Source organism: Pseudoalteromonas sp. C8, assembly GCF_011378685.1.
Lineage (GTDB): Bacteria > Pseudomonadota > Gammaproteobacteria > Enterobacterales > Alteromonadaceae > Pseudoalteromonas > Pseudoalteromonas arctica.
On record NZ_WTKT01000007.1, the window covers coordinates 186,891 to 209,729 of the forward strand.

At 37.2% G+C, this 22,839-nt stretch carries 17 protein-coding genes; 6 read left to right on the forward strand and 11 right to left on the reverse strand.

Translation table 11 applies throughout. From position 1 onward, the window contains the following. Positions 1 to 9: 9 nt before the first annotated feature. The 5 genes from GQR39_RS09075 to GQR39_RS09095 form a co-directional block, all read right to left on the reverse strand. Positions 10 to 2,511: a tetratricopeptide repeat protein gene (locus tag GQR39_RS09075; protein WP_165735416.1), complete on the reverse strand. Its 2,502-nt coding sequence runs from the start codon at positions 2,509 to 2,511 to the stop codon at positions 10 to 12. Between the two features lies 1 nt (position 2,512). Beyond that, positions 2,513 to 3,361: a hypothetical protein gene (locus tag GQR39_RS09080; protein ID WP_165735417.1), complete on the reverse strand. Its 849-nt coding sequence runs from the start codon at positions 3,359 to 3,361 to the stop codon at positions 2,513 to 2,515. A gap of 206 nt (positions 3,362 to 3,567) precedes the next feature. Beyond that, positions 3,568 to 4,824, reverse strand: a complete 1,257-nt coding sequence (locus GQR39_RS09085) for a tyrosine-type recombinase/integrase (RefSeq protein WP_165735418.1) — start codon at positions 4,822 to 4,824, stop codon at positions 3,568 to 3,570. A gap of 503 nt (positions 4,825 to 5,327) precedes the next feature. After that, a complete protein-coding gene (locus tag GQR39_RS09090; protein ID WP_007580368.1) occupies positions 5,328 to 5,576 on the reverse strand; it encodes a hypothetical protein in 249 nt (82 codons plus the stop codon). 90 nt (positions 5,577 to 5,666) lie between these two features. Next, positions 5,667 to 7,304, reverse strand: coding sequence for a cyanophycinase (locus GQR39_RS09095; protein WP_165735419.1), 1,638 nt, complete (start codon positions 7,302 to 7,304; stop codon positions 5,667 to 5,669). Positions 7,305 to 7,567: 263 nt separating this feature from the next. Here GQR39_RS09095 and GQR39_RS09100 point away from each other — a divergent pair, with 263 nt between their 5' ends. From GQR39_RS09100 to GQR39_RS09110, 3 genes are all read left to right on the forward strand, one after another. Beyond that, entirely contained in the window at positions 7,568 to 8,155 is a 588-nt protein-coding gene (locus GQR39_RS09100) for a hypothetical protein (protein ID WP_165735420.1), read from the forward strand. Positions 8,156 to 8,251: 96 nt separating this feature from the next. Further along, entirely contained in the window at positions 8,252 to 9,166 is a 915-nt protein-coding gene (locus tag GQR39_RS09105; RefSeq protein ID WP_165735421.1) for a zinc dependent phospholipase C family protein, read from the forward strand. Between the two features lies 1 nt (position 9,167). Beyond that, positions 9,168 to 9,566, forward strand: a complete 399-nt coding sequence (locus GQR39_RS09110; RefSeq protein ID WP_165735422.1) for a hypothetical protein — start codon at positions 9,168 to 9,170, stop codon at positions 9,564 to 9,566. 77 nt (positions 9,567 to 9,643) lie between these two features. Here GQR39_RS09110 and GQR39_RS20175 read toward each other — a convergent pair whose 3' ends face one another. Continuing rightward, on the reverse strand, positions 9,644 to 11,914 hold the full coding sequence (locus tag GQR39_RS20175) for an EAL domain-containing protein (protein WP_206007803.1): 2,271 nt from the start codon (positions 11,912 to 11,914) through the stop codon (positions 9,644 to 9,646). 126 nt (positions 11,915 to 12,040) lie between these two features. Then, on the reverse strand, positions 12,041 to 14,890 hold the full coding sequence (locus GQR39_RS09120) for a UvrD-helicase domain-containing protein (protein ID WP_165735423.1): 2,850 nt from the start codon (positions 14,888 to 14,890) through the stop codon (positions 12,041 to 12,043). A gap of 282 nt (positions 14,891 to 15,172) precedes the next feature. Here GQR39_RS09120 and GQR39_RS09125 point away from each other — a divergent pair, with 282 nt between their 5' ends. The 3 genes from GQR39_RS09125 to GQR39_RS09135 all read left to right on the forward strand — a co-directional run bounded on the left by GQR39_RS09125 (position 15,173) and on the right by GQR39_RS09135 (position 17,512). Continuing rightward, on the forward strand, positions 15,173 to 15,910 hold the full coding sequence (locus tag GQR39_RS09125) for a hypothetical protein (RefSeq protein ID WP_024605022.1): 738 nt from the start codon (positions 15,173 to 15,175) through the stop codon (positions 15,908 to 15,910). Between the two features lie 114 nt (positions 15,911 to 16,024). After that, positions 16,025 to 16,948 (forward strand): M14 family metallocarboxypeptidase, encoded by a 924-nt coding sequence (locus GQR39_RS09130; RefSeq protein ID WP_007580360.1) that lies wholly within the window; start codon positions 16,025 to 16,027, stop codon positions 16,946 to 16,948. Between the two features lie 144 nt (positions 16,949 to 17,092). Beyond that, on the forward strand, positions 17,093 to 17,512 hold the full coding sequence (locus GQR39_RS09135; RefSeq protein WP_165735424.1) for a hypothetical protein: 420 nt from the start codon (positions 17,093 to 17,095) through the stop codon (positions 17,510 to 17,512). 25 nt (positions 17,513 to 17,537) lie between these two features. Here GQR39_RS09135 and ccoG read toward each other — a convergent pair whose 3' ends face one another. The 4 genes from ccoG to GQR39_RS09155 form a co-directional block, all read right to left on the reverse strand. After that, a complete protein-coding gene (ccoG, locus tag GQR39_RS09140) occupies positions 17,538 to 18,920 on the reverse strand; it encodes a cytochrome c oxidase accessory protein CcoG (protein ID WP_165735425.1) in 1,383 nt (460 codons plus the stop codon). 145 nt (positions 18,921 to 19,065) lie between these two features. Continuing rightward, complete coding sequence (locus GQR39_RS09145; protein WP_165735426.1) at positions 19,066 to 20,484, reverse strand: sigma 54-interacting transcriptional regulator; 1,419 nt, start codon at positions 20,482 to 20,484, stop codon at positions 19,066 to 19,068. 93 nt (positions 20,485 to 20,577) lie between these two features. Next, positions 20,578 to 21,882 carry an AarF/ABC1/UbiB kinase family protein gene (locus tag GQR39_RS09150; protein ID WP_024608102.1) on the reverse strand — a complete coding sequence of 435 codons (1,305 nt, stop codon included), beginning with the start codon at positions 21,880 to 21,882 and terminating at the stop codon, positions 20,578 to 20,580. Positions 21,883 to 21,950: 68 nt separating this feature from the next. After that, positions 21,951 to 22,505, reverse strand: coding sequence for a DUF1439 domain-containing protein (locus GQR39_RS09155; RefSeq protein WP_002960677.1), 555 nt, complete (start codon positions 22,503 to 22,505; stop codon positions 21,951 to 21,953). Positions 22,506 to 22,839 lie beyond the last annotated feature (334 nt).

Genomic DNA, 22,839 nt, shown 5'->3' on the forward strand with positions numbered 1-22,839 from the left:
TAAAGTAACTTATGCTGCTATGTACATCATTTTCAATTGCTTGCGCTGAATATTCTCTATGCTATGCATTGGATCATTTTTGGCTTCTAAGAATTTTTCAATTACAAGCTTTTTCACATCTTTTGCATAATGAGGATAATGTATATTAGGAGTATTCAAGGCCCTTAAAACCATATCTTTTTTACCTTGTAATCCATATATAATAGCTTTTTGAATCGCGTCCTCAAAACTAGTAACCTTTTTTACTTGATTTTGAGCTGCATTTTTTTGATTTAAGCTCAAGCTCGCAATCGATAGAAAAGAATTAACTTGGGCACCAAATACACCTTGAATGTTAAGCTTTGTATTTTTTACCAGTAAAATATCTTTTTTGGCTGATTGCCTGTCTGAGGAGAATCTAAGGATTGCACTGTTGAAAAGACTGTTGGCGGAATCAATGTCTAAATAAGATTTATTTTCAACATCTTCAACATTTGTTAAATCTATAGCTTTCTCTTCAATAGCATTAATAAATTGAATGCCTATCAAAGCTCGACTATCACGAGAGTTATGAACCAAGACACTCTCATACTCTTTTCTAGCTGCCCAATAATCACCTTTTTCTTTTAATACTTTGGCACGTTCAATAGATGCAATTAGCAACTTAGGGTAAGCAGTCTTAACTTCATCAATAACCTTTAAAGCACTTTCAAACCGACCAATTCCTTTCAACGTTAAACCATATTTCAGTTTAATTAAAGGATTATGCTTTACTGCAACACTTAGTCCGTGATAATAATCTAAACCTGTTGAATACTCACGTGTGACTAGAAGTAGATGGAGTAACTCTAAATGCAATTCTTTGAAGTGTGGTTTTTTTCTACAAACGGCAGTCAAGTAACTTATCGCTTCTTTTGACTTGCCCTCTAAATTCAAAATCCTTGACTTTGTCAAATCAGGTACATAATCCTCATAGCTTGTAATGCTAAATCCTTTATCTAAATACACCTTGGCAGTGGTAAAATTGCCCAGTTTTGCATTAATATAAGCAATAGAGAAGTTTACTATCTTCGAAGTTTCATCATCAGGAAATAATTCTAAGATTTTTGTATACAGATTAAGGCTTTCTTTATATTTTTTTAAATCAGACAGAACTGAGGCTTCTCCAATCATACCTCTAGACTCACTGGGGAACTCAGCCTGAATTCTTTTATATACATCTATTGCGTCAGTATATTTACCTAGGCCCTTTGTTATTTCAGCTTTACAAGCAAGCGCATTATGGTCTACTTCATTTAGATGACAGGCTTCATTTATATATTTTAAGGCAGTCCATAAATCATGCTTCTCCCTGAATACACGAGCTTTGCCAGTTAAACCATATAGTTGACTATTAACATCACCATTCATTGATTTGTCGAAAAAATTCAATGCGTCTTCAAAACGTTCTAGGTGTAAGGATGCGTCACCAGCATGGCCATAAGTTCTATAGTCATCTGGCGCAACTTCTGTTGCACGAACAGCCCATAAGTATTGTAAATCGAAGAATTGGAGCTTTTTTGCATACTCAGACAAACTACACAAAGATAAAGCAGCATACTTACCATGACCATCATTATGTAATTGCGATGCAACTAGGGTCTCTACCGCAGTTTTTGCTTCTTCGTGTTTAGAACTTCTCATTAAAAGGTAAACACTTCTAATTTGTTTGTCTACACCGACTTTAGCTTCAGAAGAGCTAATCGTACTTTTTCGAGCCCTTTTATGAGGTAAATTAGCAAAAGAGTTATCTGGAGTTAAATCGTTGGATATATCTTCCACACTTCCAACAATAGTGTGAGGTTTAAAGATATTAAAAATATCATCAGTGAGGGGCTTAGCATTTTGTATATTATTTTCACGTAACTTACAAAGCAAATCGAAAGCAATTTTTTGTTGTATATATTTTAAATTCAATTTTTTATTACTAAGTAAGCTGAGCACTCCATTCTTAGCAAGGAATCCCTCTATAAAAGCAAAATCTTCGTTTGAGAAATTGTATTTACCACATACTTCTTTAATGCCAATTGAAATTTCATTTATTAAAGTTTGGCTATCTAATAAGATTTTGAGAAGGCTAACTGTGATCTTGCTATCGAGATTGAGAACTAGCTGAAGTGATGCAGCATCATACAGGTCTAAATTACGTGTAAAAACAATCTGATTGACATACCTCAAAGATTCGGGATCATCTATAAAGATGTCATCTAATTCTGTCACCAAAACCTGCTTAGTCTTAATTGAAACTCTAGAATCAAACAGCATTAAAAACATAGTTAAACAATCAGAATTCGTAGACTCTCTATATAGTTTTTTCTTTATTTCACTTTTGGAAGTATTAGCTAAATGAACACAATCCTCTTTCTGGCGCAAATCAGAAAGAACACCAGCTCTTATTTTTTTAAACTCTTGAGTGCCTGCCTTAAACATATTGATAGCTGTTCCATCAACTTGAACAGCTATACCTGAAGAACCTGAAATATATGCATCCATTTTAGCTTTTCACCTCTTCATACGGTATTTTAAGTTCTTCTAAAATATCTATGATTCCGAAAATTAAACCCTTACTACCTTTTCTTAAAGGATTGCTAGTAATCGTAACTTTCTCAAAACTTTCTTTTGATATTGTTCCATAAATATGAGCCTCTATGTAGCTATTTGTATCAGTATCAAACAAGAGTTTAGCCATATCAGAGTCTGACATGCCCTTTTTTATATTAGGATGTAACTTAATTAATGCTAGTTTTTTTCGATTTTTCCACGTTGACCTATAGCCTTTGGGTGCATCTTCAGTTACCACGAGTTGATGCTTATCACAAAAATCGTACGTATCGTCTTGAAAAAAAGACGTTCTATTTTTTATAAATTTTTCACCAAATTTAATAGAAACATCCCCATAATAGCTGCTACCACCTTCATCTTTAGCTAATAAGCCATAATGGATATCTTCATAATAGCCTGGGCTTACTTTCGATTCATAAGCATCTCTATTCAAGTCGTATTTATTTTGCTCATAGCTTCTCATACTAGAAGCTACTTGTTTATGGAAAGGAACAATACTTCTGTTACTTTGAAGAACATTAAATACATCAGTAAAGCTTCTATTCATCACAACAAAGGAACTATCAACAAAACTCTCGAAATTTTCAGACTCTACTTCATTACCTTGAACTTTTATGGAACTATGCGCGAGTTCGTAGCGTTCTTGAAGTTCAACCTCTTCACTTTCAGCTTTCCTTATATTAGGAAATCCAATATCTGAATAACAAACATCACAATGAGTGCCACTGATATTTAATTGAGTTCTACATACATCACAAAGGTCATTCTTTTTTAATTGCATATTCAAATCATCCGTTATTTGAACATATATTAACAAGTACTTTTATTTAAGTATGTAAGATATATCGTACATTTTTCTAAAATAACTATCCTATGAACCATCGATATCAATACAAAAAATAGTAAACTACAAACCATTTTGCTTTCCCATATAATTGACTTTTACTTGATTTTTGAATATCAAACAGTCACTTAACTGAATGTTTATCAATAGATAACTTTCTTTCCCCACTTTTCCAATGCAGTTCTTCTAGCCTCCATATATTCCTGCATATTATAAACCCCCTGAACTCCCTGTAATTGGTGATTTAGAATTTTTTCAATCACTATTGGGTCTGTTCCAACATCGGTATCACCTAAACGAGTCGCAACTGTTCTTCGTAAATCGTGAGGTACAAATTTTGGGACTCCCAATTTCTCTTGTTTACGACTTATGGAACGTGATAATGAGTGCCTGTCAATCGGTTGCTCACCTGGGCCTGATTTATTAGTTGTTGTACTCGGGAATACATATTTAGAATTGAGGTAGCCAAACGCTGCCCGTAACTCATCAAGCAAAATAAGCATATTTTGAGTAATCGGTACTTTATGAGTTCTTTCGCCATCTTTGTTTTGCTTGACGCGCTCGGCTGGGATTGTCCATATCATTTTATCAAAATCAAACTCTTGCCACTGTGCGCCTGTGACTTCTATTGGCCTACAACCAGTTAAAGTAATACACTTCAACGCGAATATAACTTGTTGGCTTATACCTAGCTTTGGTAGGCGCTCAAATACTTGAATAACCTCTTCAAATTCGAGCGCTCTGGTTCGCGACTTTTCAAGGCCACCTACACTCTTCTTTTTAACTGTGCTGATTGGATTACCTTGGATTAAATCTCGCTCAACACCAAAATTAAACATTTGCTTAAGGATAGATAGTGTTTTATTCGCCTGCGTTTTAGCACCTCTATCTATTATTGGATCAAGCACTTTTTTGAAAATTTCACGGCGGGTTATTTCTTTAAGTTTATAGTTGCCAATAAATGGCAAAATGTCTTTTTCAAACATTCTTATTACAGGGTCTACACCTTTACGATTAGCTTTAATATCTCTTTCAATAAACTCATTCGCAAGTACTGCGATTGTCGGTGAGGTGCTTTCTTGCTTTTCAATCAGCGCTGCTTTCTTTTTTTGTAAAAAAACGTCAATACCACGCGACACATCACCAATATATTGTTTAGCAAGCTGTCTAGCTTCACTTACTGTGATTACCGATGAATTACCTAAGGCTAACCTTCTTTCTTTCGAACCTCGGCCTCCTAGGCGGTAATACAGATAATATACTTGTGAGCGCTTTCCTTCTTTATTTGCCTTACCAATATTTAAATAAAAACCGGAGATCTCAGTGTCATTGATTTTGGTAATTTCCAAAGGGATATTTTTGAGTACAGATTCAGTTAATTTTACTTTGATTGACGCCATTTTTCGCACACCTAGAGTTAAGTCAAAACTTTTGTCGCACAGTTATCGCACGAGCTGATTTGAGCTCACTAAACTTCACGTTTATTCACTAGGTATAATTTAAAAGATTAATCCATTCAATAGCAATAACTTACAATTACTTTGAATACTTCACTGTAGAACACTTTTAGCCACTTTTGTACACGATAAAACACGGGTAATTTTTATGGGGTGGCAGGGGTCGAGAGTTCGAATCTCTCCATACCGACCAATTAATACCTCTATATCAAAAAGTTAAACTTCTCTTCAAAATATAGCCAAAATTTATCTGTGGCACTATCTTATTTATCAAAGCGCACTTAATAAAAAAAGAATTTACCTATTAAACTTTGTGGTTTTTGAGTGGATTGTATTGAATTGTTATTAACTTGAAGTGGTCTTTGTGGAATCTATATGAAGCAATTTAATTCCAATTTATTGAAATTAAAATAAAAAAGCGCTCTAAGCGCTTTTTTATTAAAGTACTAGTGCTTACGCCCTACACCATTACGTACCATGTCTTGCCCTGTTTGGAATACGTCTTCTGTAATCATGCGTGCTAAAAGTAGCTTTTGATTATCGTCAAACACAGCAACAAAACGGCTGCCATCTTTGTTATTAGTGGCCATGCCAACACCGGCAACACCTTTAAGTCCAAAACCACCGTTTTCGACATCTATTAAAAAGCTTTCTAGTTCGGCTAAAGTATCAATTACGTCATTTTCATTATTCATTTTAAAACTCTTTTAGTAAGGCCTTGATCATTATGGTGGCTATTTTATAGAGAAGAGCCAAAAACTTAAACCCTTGGCTCAGGTTACTCACTAAATCGACTTTATAGCTAACTCTAAATTGCTTAGCGCACAACCAAACTCTTTTGCATTAACGCGATAATACTGTGTGTCACTCGTTGCAGTAAGGCTAATTATAAACTCATCTTGTTGAGCTACCGCACTTTGCTCTTGGCTTAGACACATAGCTTGAGTAAGTGAGCGCAGTTTTGAGTTTGTTAAAATTGCACCAAAGCGCTGCACAGGCAATGGAGGTATTTTTATAGCCGGTAACGCTTCATCTATGGTGCGCTCGCTTAGAGTAAACGTGTTATTGGTAATATCAATTACGCTGCCTGTAGGCCAATACGAATAACTATAATCTTTAACATTTGGCTGTACTTTATCTTGATTAGCTAAATGCACTACACCACTGTTACCTATTACGGTCATTAAACTACCTTCTGGCGATTTAATAACAACCAAAGCCGTATTCTCATCAATACCAAAACCATGTTGAATCTCTGTTTTAGTCTTTTTTACTTCATTTTTATTTAACGCCGCTGCGAGCCTAAATGTACGGTTTTGTTCGCTAAACTGAGTATCTAGTACACCAAAATTAAAGCTGCCAAGTCCACCAGCATTAGTGTTATTTTCACCTTTACGAAGTGCCTCAAGGCTTGTCGTATTTGTAAGCATGCCCGTCACTTTACTTTGGATTGCTGCGCCCGCACCTTCACCTACAATTACTGGGCGAGTTTGCAATGCTTGCGTCCACGGGTATGGATTATTGTTTTGATCAAATAATACCTTGTGAGTTAATGCTGCATTACCGCTATTAAACATCACACCGGTACTATTTTTAATAAGTGATACAAGTGCATTAGTACCACTTTTACATAAAGCGTATTCGGCCTTTGTGTACTCTGGATAAATTGCTTCCCGGTTATACACATTCATTAATGTATTTCTGAGAGCGGGTAATTCATCGCACGAGTTGCTCGTAATCGCTTTAGCAAGTGCTGGCGTTAGTGCTAACCATTGAGTGTTTATATTTGATTGTGCTAAAAGACTCTGCGCTACATCTGCCGACTCATAAGGGTCGCGGCTCGATGCCGTAATAGCAAGCATGGTGGGTTTTGCGTTATTAACTTTTAAACTGCCCGACACAAATTGTAAAATACTATTAGTCGCGACCTCAATATTAAAATCGGTATTTACTTGCTCTTTTAAGCGCTCACCGTTTTTATCAAGTAGCGGCACTTCTAGCATATCAAATACAAAGTTGTACTCTTGCTGAGTCAGGCTTTCTAATTGCTGGTTATTTATATCGCGCCACTGCCAGAGTAAATCAGTTTTTGATAAGCTATTTGACGATTTACTTTGTATGGTTTTAAGTGTTTTTAATACAGCCGTTTTTGCCTCAACATTATTATTAGGCCAATGCTGCGCGATGTTTTTTATCTGAGAGCTGCTAAGCGTATATAAATTATGTGACTTACCATCAATAGCAGTCTCTTTTTGGCAATTGTTAAGCTTTGCGCTAGTACAGGTAGTAAGCTCTGACCCCACTAAAATTAAAGTTTGGCTTTGCTCTTGAGCCACTGCATTTATTGAAAATCCTGCACCGAACAATGCCACTACCATACCTAGTAACTTCGGCTGTTGATCACGTAAAAATGCACATATCATAATGTAAACTCTAATATAAATAATAAAACTAATGTGCTGTAGTTTAACAGCTAGCCACTTGCGCCTAAATATATTTTTATAAATGTTAAATAATTCAAGCCCCCTGAAAAGCGATAGCGTTAAGCACTTCATTTAAATAAATTGTTTGGTTTACATGCTTGCCCTTATAAATATTAACTAAACAAATTTAAACAGAGCATTTATTGATCAAATTCATTGTTTAAATTACGGTGGTGCATTGTTTTATGTAACTAGGGTGAAATATGGACTTCTCTAATGAAGAGATAAATTTTTTAGCTGAGTTATTCAAACCAAATACAAAACAACGTTCCCCTCGCGACCATATGCTTACAATGAAAAGCTCTATACCCGCGAGTATTGCTCACCTTTTTACCCACGCTAATCTAACTTTGCTTGCTGAAGTTGCTAATTACCAACTTTGGTTTCCCCTGCAATTAAAAATTGATGAGTTAGGTGTAATTAACCCCACTTTGAGCGCACCAGAAGTAATTGATACAAAGGGCACTCAACGTAGTTGGCGCTGGAGTGAGCTAAATATAAAAAGCCAAGGTTTTAATATTGAATCAATTTCCAGTACGGGCATATTTTTAAAACCATTGAAAAATGGAAAAAGCTTAAACAAATTACAGCACATGAGCTTTAACTTGTCCAACAAAGAAAGCATATCGATAGATGTAGAACCCGTTAGGCAAAGTAGCCTAGGGATTGCAGCAAAAATCACTCAGATTCATAGCGGACAAGAGCAATTACGCGCCTATCTGTTTGAAGAACATAAACGCCAATATGCTAAGCTGTACGAAGATGGACAACTAATTGAACAGTTAATTTAGTCTCTTTTAAACACTCACAAGCACTTCACTTGGCTTTATTTAACCCCCTCTCAATGTTAATCTGTCCCCCTATTAATAAATCATAAGGATATGTCAATGCCAGGTGCTTTTGCGCACATCACAGCCGTTAATATTGCAACGCAAACCAAATCACTCGCTAAAATGGATATGCCTAAAAAGGCAAAACTTATTTTAAGCCAACGCCAAGCATACCTTGAACTAGGCTGTGTAGCCCCCGATTATCCTTACTTAGCAGTAGCGCAGCCTAGCCAAAATGCGTGGGCCGACCTAATGCACTATGAGCACACAGGCGATTTACTTAAAGCCATGATTGAATACTGCAAAACACTTGAAGGTGAAGCATTTGAAAAGTGTTTTGCTTGGTTATGCGGTTATATGGCCCATGTTGCTGCAGATATAACAGTGCACCCGGTTGTTGAATTAAAAGTAGGCCCGTATGAGCAAAATCAAACGGCGCACCGTACCTGCGAAATGAACCAAGATGCATTTATTTGGCAGCGTTTAAATTTAGGTGAGTTAGGTTATGCTGACCGCGTGCAACAAAATATTGGATCTTGTACTAACAAAGACGATAATTTTGATACCGATATTGCAAAAATTTGGCAACATGCTTTATTAACGGTTCACCCAAGCTACGCTGCACAACACGCTCCTAACTTTAATTCATGGCATAACGGTTTTCAGCTTGTAGTAAATAATGTTGAAGAAAGCTATCGATTATTTGCCTGTGCACGCCATGTTGCTGCTGATTTAGGCTTGTTTTATCCTCGCCCAAACGAAGTAGATTCCACTTTTATTGAACAACTAAAAACGCCGCACGAGCCTATGCATTACAACGATATTTTTGACTTTGCCGTTAGCAATATTCAGCACTACATAACCGTTATTGCCAATGCCGTATTTTTAGATACTGATTGCAGTGCAATTAAAAATTGGAACCTAGATACAGGCTACGATGAACACAACACGATGACGGTATGGAGCAAATAAAATGAAACACTTACTTTGTATAAGCCTCATAGTATTACTTAGCGGTTGCTACACTTCAAAAAATAACAATCCAGAAGCGATGGCAGACTTAGCCTCGCAATTAAAAGATATTGCTACAGCCGTTGATGGCACATTAAAATTTAGTGAAACATCCTATTCTACAACTGATGAGTTATTAAAAGCTGCTGTTAATAACGATTTAAGCAAACTTGCACCCTTTGGGGAATACACGCTTATCGTGAACGTACAAGATGATAACGCAGTGCTACTCTTATGTGATGCCAATACTGCTTTAATTGAAGATGCAGGCTGTACTGCTCAATCAGATATACAGCATTGGGGAGCTGAGGCTATTCATCAGTGCGAAATAACCATAAACGCCCAACAGCTCTGTAATTAGGTAGTAAAACCCAGCTAGTTTTATAGAACATACATACCTTAGGTGTATATGTTCTATATAGTGCCCACTAAATACATTTAAAGTTGAGCCGTCATCTCTTTAGGGTTAAACACTAAGCCATGGCGACTAACATGTTCTGCAAAATTTTCGGCTGGCATTGGTTTAGCAAAGTAAAAGCCCTGAAATTCTTTACACCCCATTTGCGTCATTATTGCTACTTGCTCTTGGGTTTCTACTCCTTCGGCTACACACTTAATATCAAGCTCTTCACACATAACGTGCACCGCTTTAACTAAACTTTTTTGACGCGTAGAGCTCGTTACTTGGCTTATTAATGAGCGATCTAACTTGAGCTTGTTAATAGGGTAATCGGCAAGGCGTGCAATATTAGAATAACCCACCCCAAAATCATCGACCGAAATAGTAAAACCCCACGATTGCAGCGTTTGCATAAGCTTTAGCGAATGCGCTTGGTTTGCCTCAAGAGAGGTTTCAGTCAGTTCTAACTCTATTTGAGGTGGCTTTACGTTAAAGTCGGCAAGGTATTTAACCAGTTTTGACATAAAGTCGGTTTGGCTAAAATCAATTAGAGATATATTTATTGCCACCGGCACACTCGGTAAACCCGCCTTGGTCCAATCGGCAATTTGAGCGCACACCTTTTGAATAATCAGGTCGGTTAGCCGACTAACCATTCTGTATTCTTCGGCAATAGGAATAAATACCACTGGCGACACATTACCCAGTATTGGACTGTTCCAACGCGCTAAGGCTTCAAGCCCTATACATTGACCCGTTGCATCTACTTTAGGTTGATAGTGCACCGACAAATCGCCCTGCTGAAGCGCTTCATCTAATAACATTGAAATTTCGTATTTTTCAATAAAAGCTTGTGATTGTTTTTCGTTATAACCACTAAGGGGCATATTACAATTTGCTAGTTTAAGTGCTTCGCATGCATTGCTAAGTACTGTTGTGCTGTTTTTTCCATGATCAGGATACTTTGCAAAACCAAATAAAAATGATTGCTGACACTTAGTGCCAAATACATTATATGTTTTATCTAATGTATTTTTTATTTGCATCAATAGCTTATCTTCAAGCTCGTTTTGCGAGTTTGCGCCAATTATAAAAGCAAGCTTTCCTACTCCTATATGAGCACACAACAGCGGCCCATCTGCCATCGCCTTTAAACGCTTGTACGCGTTAATAAGTAATGCTTGAGAGTCGGCTTTAGTGAGCTTCAAATTTAAGTATTCACTATTTGCACTTTGCGCAACAACGATATAAAAACCTTTTTGATATTTGCTTGTTAATCTGTCGCATTGCAGCTCAAACCATTCTCTATTAGGTAGTTTTGTTTGCGAGTCTCTAAAGCGTAAACGTTTATTTTCTTGTTCCATCATCGATAAATTTTGTTTAATAAGCTGCTCTTGCGTGCAATCGTAAAAGTCGTATACACGGTAGTTTGTACTCATTGTTATTTGCTGATAACTGGCTTTAAAATAACTTTTTTTGTACTTCACAATTTTATTTTGAGCATTAGAGTCGTCAAAAACTAAGGTAGGAAATAAATGAGAAAGATTGACGCTTCCTTCTTTTAATTCTTTTTTTATACCAAACATATCAATAGCATGTTGATTAAAATCAGTAATGACAAGATTTTCGTCAACAATAATTTTGGCTTTATTTGATTCGGTGAACAGGCTTCGATAAAGCTCATTTTTATCTTTAAGGTGTGTATTAGCGCTTATCATTGTTTTGTTTAAACGCTTAGCAGCCACAATTGTGCGTGCCACAGCAAGGGGAATACAAATGTTAAAAAATAAGAATATTAGCCCTGTAATGTATAAGTCAGCGTCGGGAAGTTGTTGAGCTATGCCGGTTAAGCCCGATACATCAATGTTATTGATGATCATATAAAACGGTACAATATTTAATACGCCATAAGCAAGGGCTGTTCTATAACCAAGGAGCATTAGTGCGATTATTGGGCAGGAATACATATACATAGAGCCCACTTTAGCAAGCTCTAGGTCTGTTAAAAATAAGTTCATTGACACGCTAGCAGCTACAATGGCTATTAAAAGTGCATGAGCGCTAAAGTGATAAAAACGCTTACTTGCTATAAGTAAACCACATGCAGTAGCAAGAAAGCTGCTTGTTAATACAACAATATAAATTAAGTTAAATTCAATAGCGCTTGTGTACGTGTGGCACGCCACAGCAAAACATAACACCATTACTAATGATAGAATAATGCGCAGTGCACTTATTCGCCAATTAGCAACCTGACCAGGGGCTGAATAGTGGTCATTTAATAAAAAGAATCTATTGAAAAAATGCATAATAAACAACAGTTAAAGCTCATTCTTCTATTAGACATTGATAGCTTGTTAAAATCAATCTAATGGATGTAATTTCTATTTACATAGTTCTATAAAATAGACAAGTGTAAACCTACCTGTTAGCCGTTAAACAATCATTTTTCGAGTGTTTTTACAATTATCTTCTTTAAGAGCGAAACCACTGCACCCTAAAAATTCACCGTGCTTAGATTTGCGTTTACGCATTTCGCGACCACACTTTTCACAAATTGGGTGCTGCGTTTTACACTCTGTATTCACACATTGTGAGTACGTGTTTTTATCAATCGATGGGCCACTACAGCTTTTACACACTCGTAGTTTAGTTTCGCAAATTTGCGTATTAGTACAACTATAATAATCACCATATTGACCCGTTTTTGGCACTATTAAACCGTCGCTGCACGTACTACACTCTCTTTGCTTTAGTTGCGACTTATTAAACAACGTTGAAGCGATTTGAATGGGATAATTGTCATTTACTAATTCTTTTACAAACGCTGAGCATGCATAAGGGTCTGCAATTAAATACGCTTTATGTTTAGCGCGAGTAATACCTACATAAAGCAAACGCCTTTCCTCTGAGTGAGTGAATTCATCTTGCTCTGGTAATAACGCCTCCACCAGCACATTATTTTGATTATCGCTAGGAAACCCTAATTTACCTTGTTCAAAACCAATAATAATACAGTAATCGGCTTCAAGCCCCTTAGCACTATGCAATGTCCAAAAATAAAGAGAGTTTGTATGCTTTTTATCTTTTAAATGCTGCTGCACGCTATTTAACATGTATCTATATCGACTAAGTATGGCAATGCTCGCTGATGCATCATTTTTTTGAATAGTGCTTATGCTCTGTTGTACTTTCATTTCTATCGATTTAGTACCTTGGTATAAATCGTCTAATAAAATAACTTGTGGTGTGGTTACTTGTGTATGTGTGCTGATCTGCTTTTTATATTGCTCAGGGTTTTGCATTACAAAACGCCCTGCTACATCACTAATACTATTGTTATATCTAAATGTTTTTTGCAACATAGTAAGTGAGTGGCTGCCCACTAATTCATTAAAGCGTGTAGTAAGCGCTAAATTACCACCCGAGAACCGATAAATTGCTTGCCAGTCATCACCAACCGCAGTAAAGCGTATTCCGTTACCATGTTTTAATATGGCATTTATGAAAGCCATACGCGCGCTTGATATATCTTGAAACTCATCAACTAAAATGTGGCTCCACACAATATTAAAATCTCCGCTTACTATCGCCTTTGTTGCTTGAATAATCATGTCGTCAAAATCAATGGTACTTTGCGCGTTTAGTTCATTTATATAAGCATCATGAATTTGCACTAACAAGTTTGTATATTGCTGGTAATTTTTAATACCACTTTGCTTAATGCGCTGTGCTATTTGCTTATTATTTAGTTGCTCCACTCGAATAGCTTGTAAACATTTTATGTACTTATCAATGCCTTGCTGTAACTGCCCTGAGTTATTTAAAGTATGAAATATTTCGTCGTTACTTAAAGGTGTTAATTCAACATTATGCTGCTTTAATTGCTTTGCGAGGGTTTGCTCTAGCTTTCCTTCCACCCAGTTGTAATGAAAGGTCTCGAGTAAGGTGGTGCCATTTTGTTTATGCAGTTTTCGCTTAAATGCAACTTGCTCGTTATAGTGTTTTTTATCTATATCGGCACGTGTATTCCCTTGCTTATCAATGCCAAAGTGCTCTAGGTAAATATCATATTGAGGTATATAAAAGTCTGGTTGGTATTGCCCACTTAGCTCTGCGCCTTGGCTAAAGTGATAATTCACCTCATAACTGTGCGGTACGCAATTCAAATGCAGCCAGTTTGAAATAAGCACTTCCTGATAACTTTTTACTTTATGACCCGCAAGGCTAAGGTATTCGTTATCGCGTACGTACCGCTCGTACTGTGCATTATCTTTAAAGCTAAATATATCAATCGGCTCATGGAGTAAATCTACAAACGCTTTTAAGAACTGTGGCTCGGTTTGTATTTTTTTACTTACCCACCCAGTTAACCAACTATTTAATTGAACTGGGTCAGTTGCAAATTTTGACAACTCGATTGGCTTTTTAGCACTTTGTAGTAATTTAAGCCCAAGCGCATGAAATGTTAAAATAGTGGGTGCTTTGGTATGCAATTTTGCATGCGTGGCGCGTTTAATAAAGCGCTCTTTAAGCTCATTTGCTGCTGTTTTATTATAGGCCAGCACCAAAATTTGCTCAGGCTTGGCAATATTGCATGCTATTAAATCTAAAGACTTTGCTACCATCACAGATGTTTTACCTGTGCCTGCTGCCGCTAATACTAAATTTTTATCGTTATCGCGTATTACCGCTAAGCGCTGCTCTGTTGTTAATGGATTTGACTCTACTTGATTAAAAAAGTCATTTTTAAGAGTTAGTTGTTTTTTTTCATATTTATGGCGCAACTGTGCAATTGCATCGTGAGTATTGGGCGTAGTGCTCAATATATTTAAAAATTTAATACTACTTGGCGATAAGTGTTGTTGCCACACACTTGTACTTTTAGCGTACTGCTTGGTAAGCAAAAATACATCATTATTAAGTGTTTTTATGGAACTATCACGTAAAAACTCATCTAAAGCATAGCGCTTGAGCGAAATCTTTGCGTTATTTACCTTTTGCTCAAGCAGGGCTGAAAACCGCGTGTTAAGGGCCGTATTTAAAGCGTTCGCTTGTGATTTGTTTAAAAAGCTAATTGATGTATTACTACTGTCGCACAAATTAATTTTGGCGCTAAATAAACGGTTTTTAAATATTGAGTAATTATAAAAGTCTTTAATTAAAAATGTCCGTGCGGGAGCACCTCTAAAATGCACAACAAGGCGCTCTTGTTCAATAGCTACGTGTTTAATACGGGTAAAAAAACGGCCTAGCCAACTTGGAGTAGCAATATACTGCGCCATAATACTCAATATGAAGATATGCTTTACCTTAATTGTAACATACTCTTTTGTAATACATTTAGCGCTAAATCGATGCTTACTTAGTAAACAATTTCATTGGTAAGTTAGTTTTTAAACCTGGTGGTTAATACTTTATTTACAACCATTAACAAATTTAAACATTTATAGATAGCTTGTTGTGTAACAATGCACATATACAAACTTACACTTCATATAATTGTTAGGTATATCCCCAATTAAACAATTATTTACAGCCTAATTAAGTGGTTTAAAGGAGCTAACATGCTTAAAAAATGCATTACCACAACGGCTTTAATTTTAGCATTATGCGCTTGCACGTCAGAAACAGAGTCGGATTTAGTAAAAACACAAGGTATTTGGGCAGGTTTTGAACTAGTTTCTGACGGTAACCGCACGCGTGTTAACGCAGAACTAAATGCAGGCGATGCTAATGGCTCTAACATTGTTTTAAGCGATAGCGACTCATTACAAGCTGTTGTTAATAGCACTGCTATTGTACTTACAAAAGATACCGACTTTTTAGACGTTGATTACCAAGCGTATATAAATGCCACTGACGATAACCAACAGTTTGATATAAAATTTAAACGGGATGATGGCATAAATGCTAATTCGAGCGTGGAGTTGCCTTTAAATTTTATTATTTTAACCCCGAGTAACAATCAAAATTTTGATATTAATAGTCCCCTTACAGTTCAGCTAGATGGCACTGATCCTAATAGTACTAGCCAAGTAGAACTTAGCAGTAGCTGCACTAACAATAATAATGAAACACTTTTACAATCAACGCTTTTTGCGCTTAACACTTCGCGCCTTGAAATAAATCTGCAAAGTTTAGATATGTTTAGCAGCTCGCAAGTAGATCAAGGTAAAACGTGTGATTTAACAATTAGTGTGAAACGCGATCGATTCGGTAGTATTTCGGGTGAATACGCAAACCAAAGCTATATTAAATCCCAGCAATCGCGCGCTATAAAAAATATGACTTTAACGTTTTAATTTGCACGCTAATTTACTCAGCGTTAAGCTACGCCTTTATTAAGTAACTCTACCAATTGTAATTGCCCTCCTTATTTATAGGAAAGCTAATAACAATTGATATAAAGGTTTATTATGACTAACAGCACATACCCTATTGGCACACCTGGCAAAAAATGGAATGACAACGATAAAGCCCAGTGGTTAACACGCCAAAACATTAAACGCAGTTACCAAAACGAAGTCGTAACGCTAATTAATGACCTTAAGAGCACCTTAGATATAGAGCAATACGGCGAGCTTAATTACACCGCTGGCACTTACCCATTATATATATTAAAAACGCCTAACTTTAATGCTAATAAACCAACTGTTTTAATCACCGGTGGTGTACATGGCTACGAAACCAGTGGCGTACATGGCGCACTTAGGTTTGCTAAAACATCGGCTATGCAATATTGCGAACAGTTTAATATTATTGTTGCCCCCTGCATTAGCCCTTGGGGATATGAGACTATAAACCGCTGGAACCCAGACGCTATTGATCCTAATCGCTCATTTTACGAGGGCAGCCCAGCTCAAGAATCAGCCGCTATTATGGCGTTTGTAAAATCATTAGGTACTGACTTAATCGCTCATATTGATTTACACGAAACAACAGATAGCGATAACAGTGAATTTAGACCCGCACTCGCTGCGCGTGAAGGCACTACAAATACTAACTGGAACATACCTGACGGGTTTTATTTAGTTGCAGATACCAAAAAGCCTGAGCCGGAGTTTCAAAAAGTCATTATAGAAAGCGTTGCAAAGGTAACTCATATTGCACCGAGCGATGAAAATAACCAGCTAATAGGCGTACCTCAAGAGCAATTTGGCGTGATTAACTATGCAGCACGCGATTTAGGTTTATGTATGGGCTTTACTGATGCACCCTATGTAACTACTACAGAAGTGTACCCAGATAGCCCAACAGCCACCGATGAAGAATGTATTTTGGCACAAGTAGCCGTTATAACGAGCGCGCTAAATTACATTACAACCTCTACAAAAGATTAACCACTGTTCAAGAGCGGGTACTCATTAAATTAAGTACCGCCAAAAAAAAGAAACAATCTGATAACAAAAAACAACCCAAAAGAACTGGTTTTATTGGATTTAAAGGTATAAGGTTAGCCTTCCCTCAAATTCAAGGAGTATACATTGGGGTTTAAAAACAAATATGGACAGGTAAGCCTCTATACTGAAAATAACGTTGTTATCGCTCACTTTTCGGGATACATCACCTCAGGGCTTCTTCGTGCGTTTAAAATTGAACTATGCGAAAAAATAAAGTCACTCAAAAATCAGCCTTGGGCCTATATTAGTGATTCTTTTGATGTTTTGGCTGCAACGCCTGAGGCAGAAAAAGAAATGATAAATATTAGCCATTTAATGAAAGCAAACAACTGCCTAAGTAGCGCGTTTGTACTCACATCAGCTATCGCTATAAATCAAATGAAGCGCATTTTAAAATGCGCCAAAAGAAATGTTAATTTTAGTGAGTGCATATTTACCGATTTAGATAGCGCTAAACAGTTTGTTTCTCACAACTTAAAAAGTAAGCAAGGCCAACTGATATAAAATAATTGACCTTGCTTTATCAATCTTAGTTTTTGTAAAACTGACTATCTTTGGTTATCGTAATGCTGCCGTTTTCTTGCGCTGTTACAATAAATTGTAACTTACTCACTTTACGCTCAATATTGTAACCATCGGCTGTTACAGTAACGGGGACTCTTTTCAACGCACCCGGTTGTACAAGCGTAGATCTCGGACTTGAGAGCGTTGCTCCTGGTAAACCCTCTATGGCAATACTGTAATGCAGTGCTTGCTGCGTTTTATTAATAATAGTAAGTGTATAAGGGTTTTCTACAAGGCCCTCGTAGTTAACTCTATAAAGCGCATTCCTATCGCGTAGTACTGAGGCTTCTATTGGTGTACGTTGCAGCATCCATGCAAACATCGAAATGATTAACAAAGCCGTTAATGCGCCGTACCCTACTAGCTTTAACCTAAATGGATTGGTTTTTTTACCTTCCATTTGTTTTTCGCTAGCGTATTTAATTAAGCCTTTTTCGTAACCAAATTTTTCCATGGTATCGTCGCAGGCATCAATACATAAGCCACAGTTTATACATTCATATTGCAACCCATTTCGAATGTCTATTCCTGCAGGGCATACCTCTACACATAAGTTACAGTCTACACAGTCACCTAAGTTAAGCTCTTTTGGATCAGCTTTGCGTTTACGTGGTCCTCGGCTTTCACCTCGCTCGTTATCATATGTAACAAGCAACGTATCTTTATCAAACATAACAGCCTGAAAACGAGAATACGGGCAAGCAATAGTGCACATTTTTTCGCGTAAAAACCCTGCATTTCCATAAGTACAAAAAGCGAATAAAAACACCCAAAAGCTCGTTATACCTGACCACTCAAACGTAAGCATTTCCATATACAAACTTTTTGCCGGAATAAAATATGCCATAAACGAGGTGGCGGTTAAAACTGAAATAACAATCCATGCACTGTGCTTAGTTATTTTTTTACGCCAAGTGCTTAGCGTCCACTGTGATTTATCTAATTTAATTCGCTGATTTCGAGTGCCTTCTATGCGTTGCTCTACCCACGAAAACATGAGCATCCATATAGTTTGCGGGCACGTATAACCACACCAAACCCGACCAAGCCAGTTAGTTACAAAAAATAATGCAAAAGCCCCCACCATAAATAGCAGGGCTAAAATCATAAAATCTTGAGGAAGGAGTGTTAGACCAAAAATAGTAAAAGTTTGCGTTGCCACATCAAGCAGCACAGCTTGTTGTCCGTTATATTGGATCCACGGTATTGCAATAAAAGTTAGCATTAACAGCCAACCTAAATTACGGCGTATGCGCTGAAAAAATCCTTTTTGCTCGCGGATATAAATTGGCCCTTCGGTGTTATAGGGCTTAATGATCATGTCTTCTTCTTTAATATCAAACTTCATAGTACTTGCTTCATAATGACGGGTATTATGCAAGTATTTGCAACTTTCAGACCAAGCTGAAACTTTATTTACATCATTGATATTAAACAGTTTATTTAAACAAAGTAAAATAAAATTCGCGATATTAAACGCGCTGCGCGATATATCACGAATTTTTAGCAATCCCTAACTTTCGCATTTTTGAGCGTAGTGTACTCTCAGGTAAGCCCAATTTAACTGCTGCCCCTTTATCACCTGATATTTGCCAGTGCGATAACGCGAGAACAGAGGTTATATGCTGCTTTTGGGCCTCATCAAGCGTAAGTGAAGGGTTAATAACTACTTCACCACCCGCTTGCAAAGGCTGACTTAGCTGAAGTACAGCCTGATTAGATAAAATAGCTTCGCGTTCAAGTACATTTTGCAGCTCTCTAATATTGCCTGGCCAATTGTAGGCTTGCAGCTGTGTAATTGCTTTTTTACTTAGCCCTTTTAAGTGTTTACCCAGTCGTTTATTTATCTGTGCAATTAAATTAGCGCATAAATAAGGAATATCCTCTTTTCGATCTTTAAGGGCGGGTACTTTTATAGGAAATACATTAAGCCGATAATACAAATCAATTCTAAACGTGCCTTTTTGTACCATTTCCCACAGGTCGCGGTTAGTCGCTGCAATCACTCTAATATTTACTTTTAGCGTATTGCTGCCACCTACACGTTCAAACTCTTGTTCTTGCAGGACTCTAAGTAGTTTACTTTGCGCCTCAAGTGGAAGCTCTGCTATTTCATCTAAAAACAAGGTGCCTTTATCAGCAAGTTCAAAACGCCCTTTACGGCGTTCATTTGCACCTGTAAACGCGCCTTTTTCATGTCCAAAAAGTTCCGATTCTAGCAAACTTGGGGTAAATGCGGCGCAATTTACTTTTATAAAGGCTTGTTCGCTACGCTTGCTTAGTCGATACAAATTACGGGCTACTAATTCTTTACCCGTGCCATTTTCGCCAAGTATAAGCACTGTGCTGTCGGTTTCACTCACCAGTTTTATTTGATCTAACATGGTTTGAAATATATGACTTTGTCCAACTAGCCCTGAGTCTTGCCAATCTTCGTTAAGTTCTGCAATTAAGTAGTTGTTTTCATCTTTTAGCTGCTCACTTAAATGCTTTACTTGCTCAAGTGCCTCTTGCAAAGCATTTTGTGTTTGTTGTTGCAGTGATATATCGCGAAATACCGCTACAGCACCAATTAACTCATCATTTTTATAAACAGGTGTTGAGGTGTATTCCACTGCAAATGAGCTACCGTCTTTACGCCAAAAAACTTCATTTTTAACTTCACGACGTTTTCCGTCAAACATGGTGCAATATATTTGGCATTCATCAGCGGGATAGGGCGTGCCATCAGCATGAGTATGGTGATGATATTGGTGTATTTTTTTACCTAATAACTCGTCTGCTCGCCAGCCTGTCATGCGTTCAGCGGCAGGATTAACAAACACCGCATTACCCGACAGGTCAAAACCGTATATGCCCTCACCTACTGCGTTTAGCAATAATTTAGGATCGTTTAAAAATTGTTTTATCATAAATGTACCTCGCGAAATATCGCGAGCATTATGGCAATTTTATACATTAAGTGCACTCATTACTTAAAATGCACTTACGTGTAAATTAAAACGCTATAAATAGTGCTGAAATAGCGTTTTTACATCTATTTTTGCACCTAGCCTTGCGGCTATTAAGTAAAGTCCTGCAAGTTTTCGGTGAATAAATAGCGCATCAACGGGCGGTGTATGCCATTGCTGAGATTGCCCACTAAGAGCAAGCCCTGCATTTTTAATTTTGAGCGCGAGTTCGCTATTTTTAAAATCAAATTCCCCTTCTGCTCTCAGTGGCTCGCACGCCATTAAGAATAAATCAATGACGTTGTTTTTATACTCATCAACTAAGTCATTTTTAAAATAACCAATGTGTGAAGCCGCTCTAAGTACACCTTCTCTGTTGTTTTCACTACCCGCTTTAAATAAAGCTAAATAAGCGCGGCTAAGCTCGGTTGATATTTCTCGCGTTGCACCAAAATCAAATAAAACAATTTTTTGTGTATCAAGCTGATAATGAAAATTGGCAAAATTAGGGTCGGTTTGAATTAATTTAAATTCAAACATTTCTTTAAAAAACAAATCAATGAGCTGCTCTGCAACAAAGCTTTTTTGACTATCAGGTAGCTCTGTAATGCTCTCAATGGGCTCTGCTTTTATATATTCCATAGTAAGTACTTGTTGTGTGCTGTGCTCTGGATATACGTTAGGCACTTTAAAGTGGGGATTACTTGCTAGTGCATTTTTATAACGTATTAAGTACTGAGCCTCCCGCTTATAATCAGCCTCAGCTAATAACTGCGCTTTAGCCTCACTAATAAGTGGTTTAATATTGAGATCTTTTGGCAATAATCGAGAAATCGTTAATAAAGAAATAACGTTATCGACATCACTTACTACACTTTTTGCAATACCAGGATATTGAATTTTAACAGCAAGCTGATCGCCATTTTCTCTATAAGCTAAATGAACTTGCCCTATAGAAGCCGCTGCAAAAGGCCTTAACTCAATATGAGAAAAACGCGCTAGCCACTCATCCCCCCATTGCTCTTTTAACACTTCAACAAGTTGCTTATGAGGCATTGGATTCGCGTCCGAGCGCAGTAAAGCAAGTAACTGAGCCAATTCAGGACTAAGTAAGTCACCGGCATCCATTGAGAGTAATTGCCCAAGCTTCATTGCAGCGCCACGTAAATGAGATAGCTGTGTGGCTAGCTTTTCAATATTTTTAGGTTGTAGTAGCAAGCTTTTATTATCCCAACCTTTACCGGTTAGCGCGCTCTTAGCGCCATCAACTAACATATTGGTAGCAACACCTGTGGCAAGTGAGCCTAATTTTGCAAAGCGAGAAAGCCGAGAAGTGGGAACAGTACGAGGAGCCGCCATAATATTAAAACCTAATTAGCCTGAAAGTCAGGCTAATTAATACGTATATTGTAAGTAGGTAGATCTACTTATAGACGAGGTACTAGCTTAATTGCACCTTCAACCACTTTCATATCAAGTGGAAGTTTACTGAGTAGCATCATTTTAGGGTCGTCCATGTTTAGGGTATAAACAGGGTTAACCGCTAAAAAAGCATTAATAACATCCATTGCTTGGCTATCAAGCGCACCTAAATTACCTTTAAAACCACCGGCATCTACACTCGAATCAAGTAATTTAATATTACGTAAAAACACTGCTTTTTTCTCACTGTCGTAAAATGGGCTACCTTCAATTTGCAGCTTTAAACGCACAGGGTATTTAAGTGCAAATGCATTAATTTCAGCGCTTGAATCGGCACCAAGCACAACAACATCGCGGTTATCAGGTCCAATATTAACACTTAAGTCGTTTACATCAAACTGAACCGGTAAACCCATTAAGCTTACTTTTTCACTTAACTTTGGTAATTGCTTACCCAGTACAGACTCAACCTCAGAGTTAGTAAATGAATATACTGATATGCCTTGCGTGGTATTACAGGCAGTTAAAAATAACGCTGCAATAATAACTAAAATTCTCATGAGAACCCTTTTGTTTATAAATTAGTGGTACATAAAAAAGCCGCTATTAAAGCGGCTTATTAAAATAGTAACCAGCATATATTACGCTGGTTCTAGGGCGTGTTGACCTTTGTGGATTGAAATTTGTTCAATCTAGGGTCGATTTAATCGCGGCGTGAGGTTTGTAACCTAGCGGGCTAAGTCAAAACCGAGCAACAAAGAGTTAATCGTCCCTAGAAAGAACCCAAAGGGCAGCGCATGTTTGGCATTTATGCTGCGTTATCGCCTATTTATGGGGAATAACCACACTACATAGACTCTGCCTTGCCTAAATACCAAACAGTCTGCTGCAAAT

What these genes read in the sequence shown, in the direction of transcription:
- GQR39_RS09145 (WP_165735426.1), bottom strand. Translation starts at nt 20,484, where the DNA reads ATGATAAAACAATTTTTAAACGATCCTAAATTATTGCTAAACGCAGTA.
- GQR39_RS09130 (WP_007580360.1), top strand. Translation starts at nt 16,025, where the DNA reads ATGACTAACAGCACATACCCTATTGGCACACCTGGCAAAAAATGGAAT.
- GQR39_RS09125 (WP_024605022.1), top strand. Translation starts at nt 15,173, where the DNA reads ATGCTTAAAAAATGCATTACCACAACGGCTTTAATTTTAGCATTATGC.
- GQR39_RS09120 (WP_165735423.1), bottom strand. Translation starts at nt 14,890, where the DNA reads ATGGCGCAGTATATTGCTACTCCAAGTTGGCTAGGCCGTTTTTTTACC.
- GQR39_RS09105 (WP_165735421.1), top strand. Translation starts at nt 8,252, where the DNA reads ATGCCAGGTGCTTTTGCGCACATCACAGCCGTTAATATTGCAACGCAA.
- GQR39_RS09150 (WP_024608102.1), bottom strand. Translation starts at nt 21,882, where the DNA reads ATGGCGGCTCCTCGTACTGTTCCCACTTCTCGGCTTTCTCGCTTTGCA.
- GQR39_RS09095 (WP_165735419.1), bottom strand. Translation starts at nt 7,304, where the DNA reads ATGATATGTGCATTTTTACGTGATCAACAGCCGAAGTTACTAGGTATG.
- GQR39_RS09080 (WP_165735417.1), bottom strand. Translation starts at nt 3,361, where the DNA reads ATGCAATTAAAAAAGAATGACCTTTGTGATGTATGTAGAACTCAATTA.
- GQR39_RS09085 (WP_165735418.1), bottom strand. Translation starts at nt 4,824, where the DNA reads ATGGCGTCAATCAAAGTAAAATTAACTGAATCTGTACTCAAAAATATC.
- GQR39_RS09090 (WP_007580368.1), bottom strand. Translation starts at nt 5,576, where the DNA reads ATGAATAATGAAAATGACGTAATTGATACTTTAGCCGAACTAGAAAGC.
- GQR39_RS09075 (WP_165735416.1), bottom strand. Translation starts at nt 2,511, where the DNA reads ATGGATGCATATATTTCAGGTTCTTCAGGTATAGCTGTTCAAGTTGAT.
- GQR39_RS09110 (WP_165735422.1), top strand. Translation starts at nt 9,168, where the DNA reads ATGAAACACTTACTTTGTATAAGCCTCATAGTATTACTTAGCGGTTGC.
- GQR39_RS09155 (WP_002960677.1), bottom strand. Translation starts at nt 22,505, where the DNA reads ATGAGAATTTTAGTTATTATTGCAGCGTTATTTTTAACTGCCTGTAAT.
- GQR39_RS09100 (WP_165735420.1), top strand. Translation starts at nt 7,568, where the DNA reads ATGGACTTCTCTAATGAAGAGATAAATTTTTTAGCTGAGTTATTCAAA.
- ccoG (WP_165735425.1), bottom strand. Translation starts at nt 18,920, where the DNA reads ATGAAGTTTGATATTAAAGAAGAAGACATGATCATTAAGCCCTATAAC.
- GQR39_RS20175 (WP_206007803.1), bottom strand. Translation starts at nt 11,914, where the DNA reads ATGCATTTTTTCAATAGATTCTTTTTATTAAATGACCACTATTCAGCC.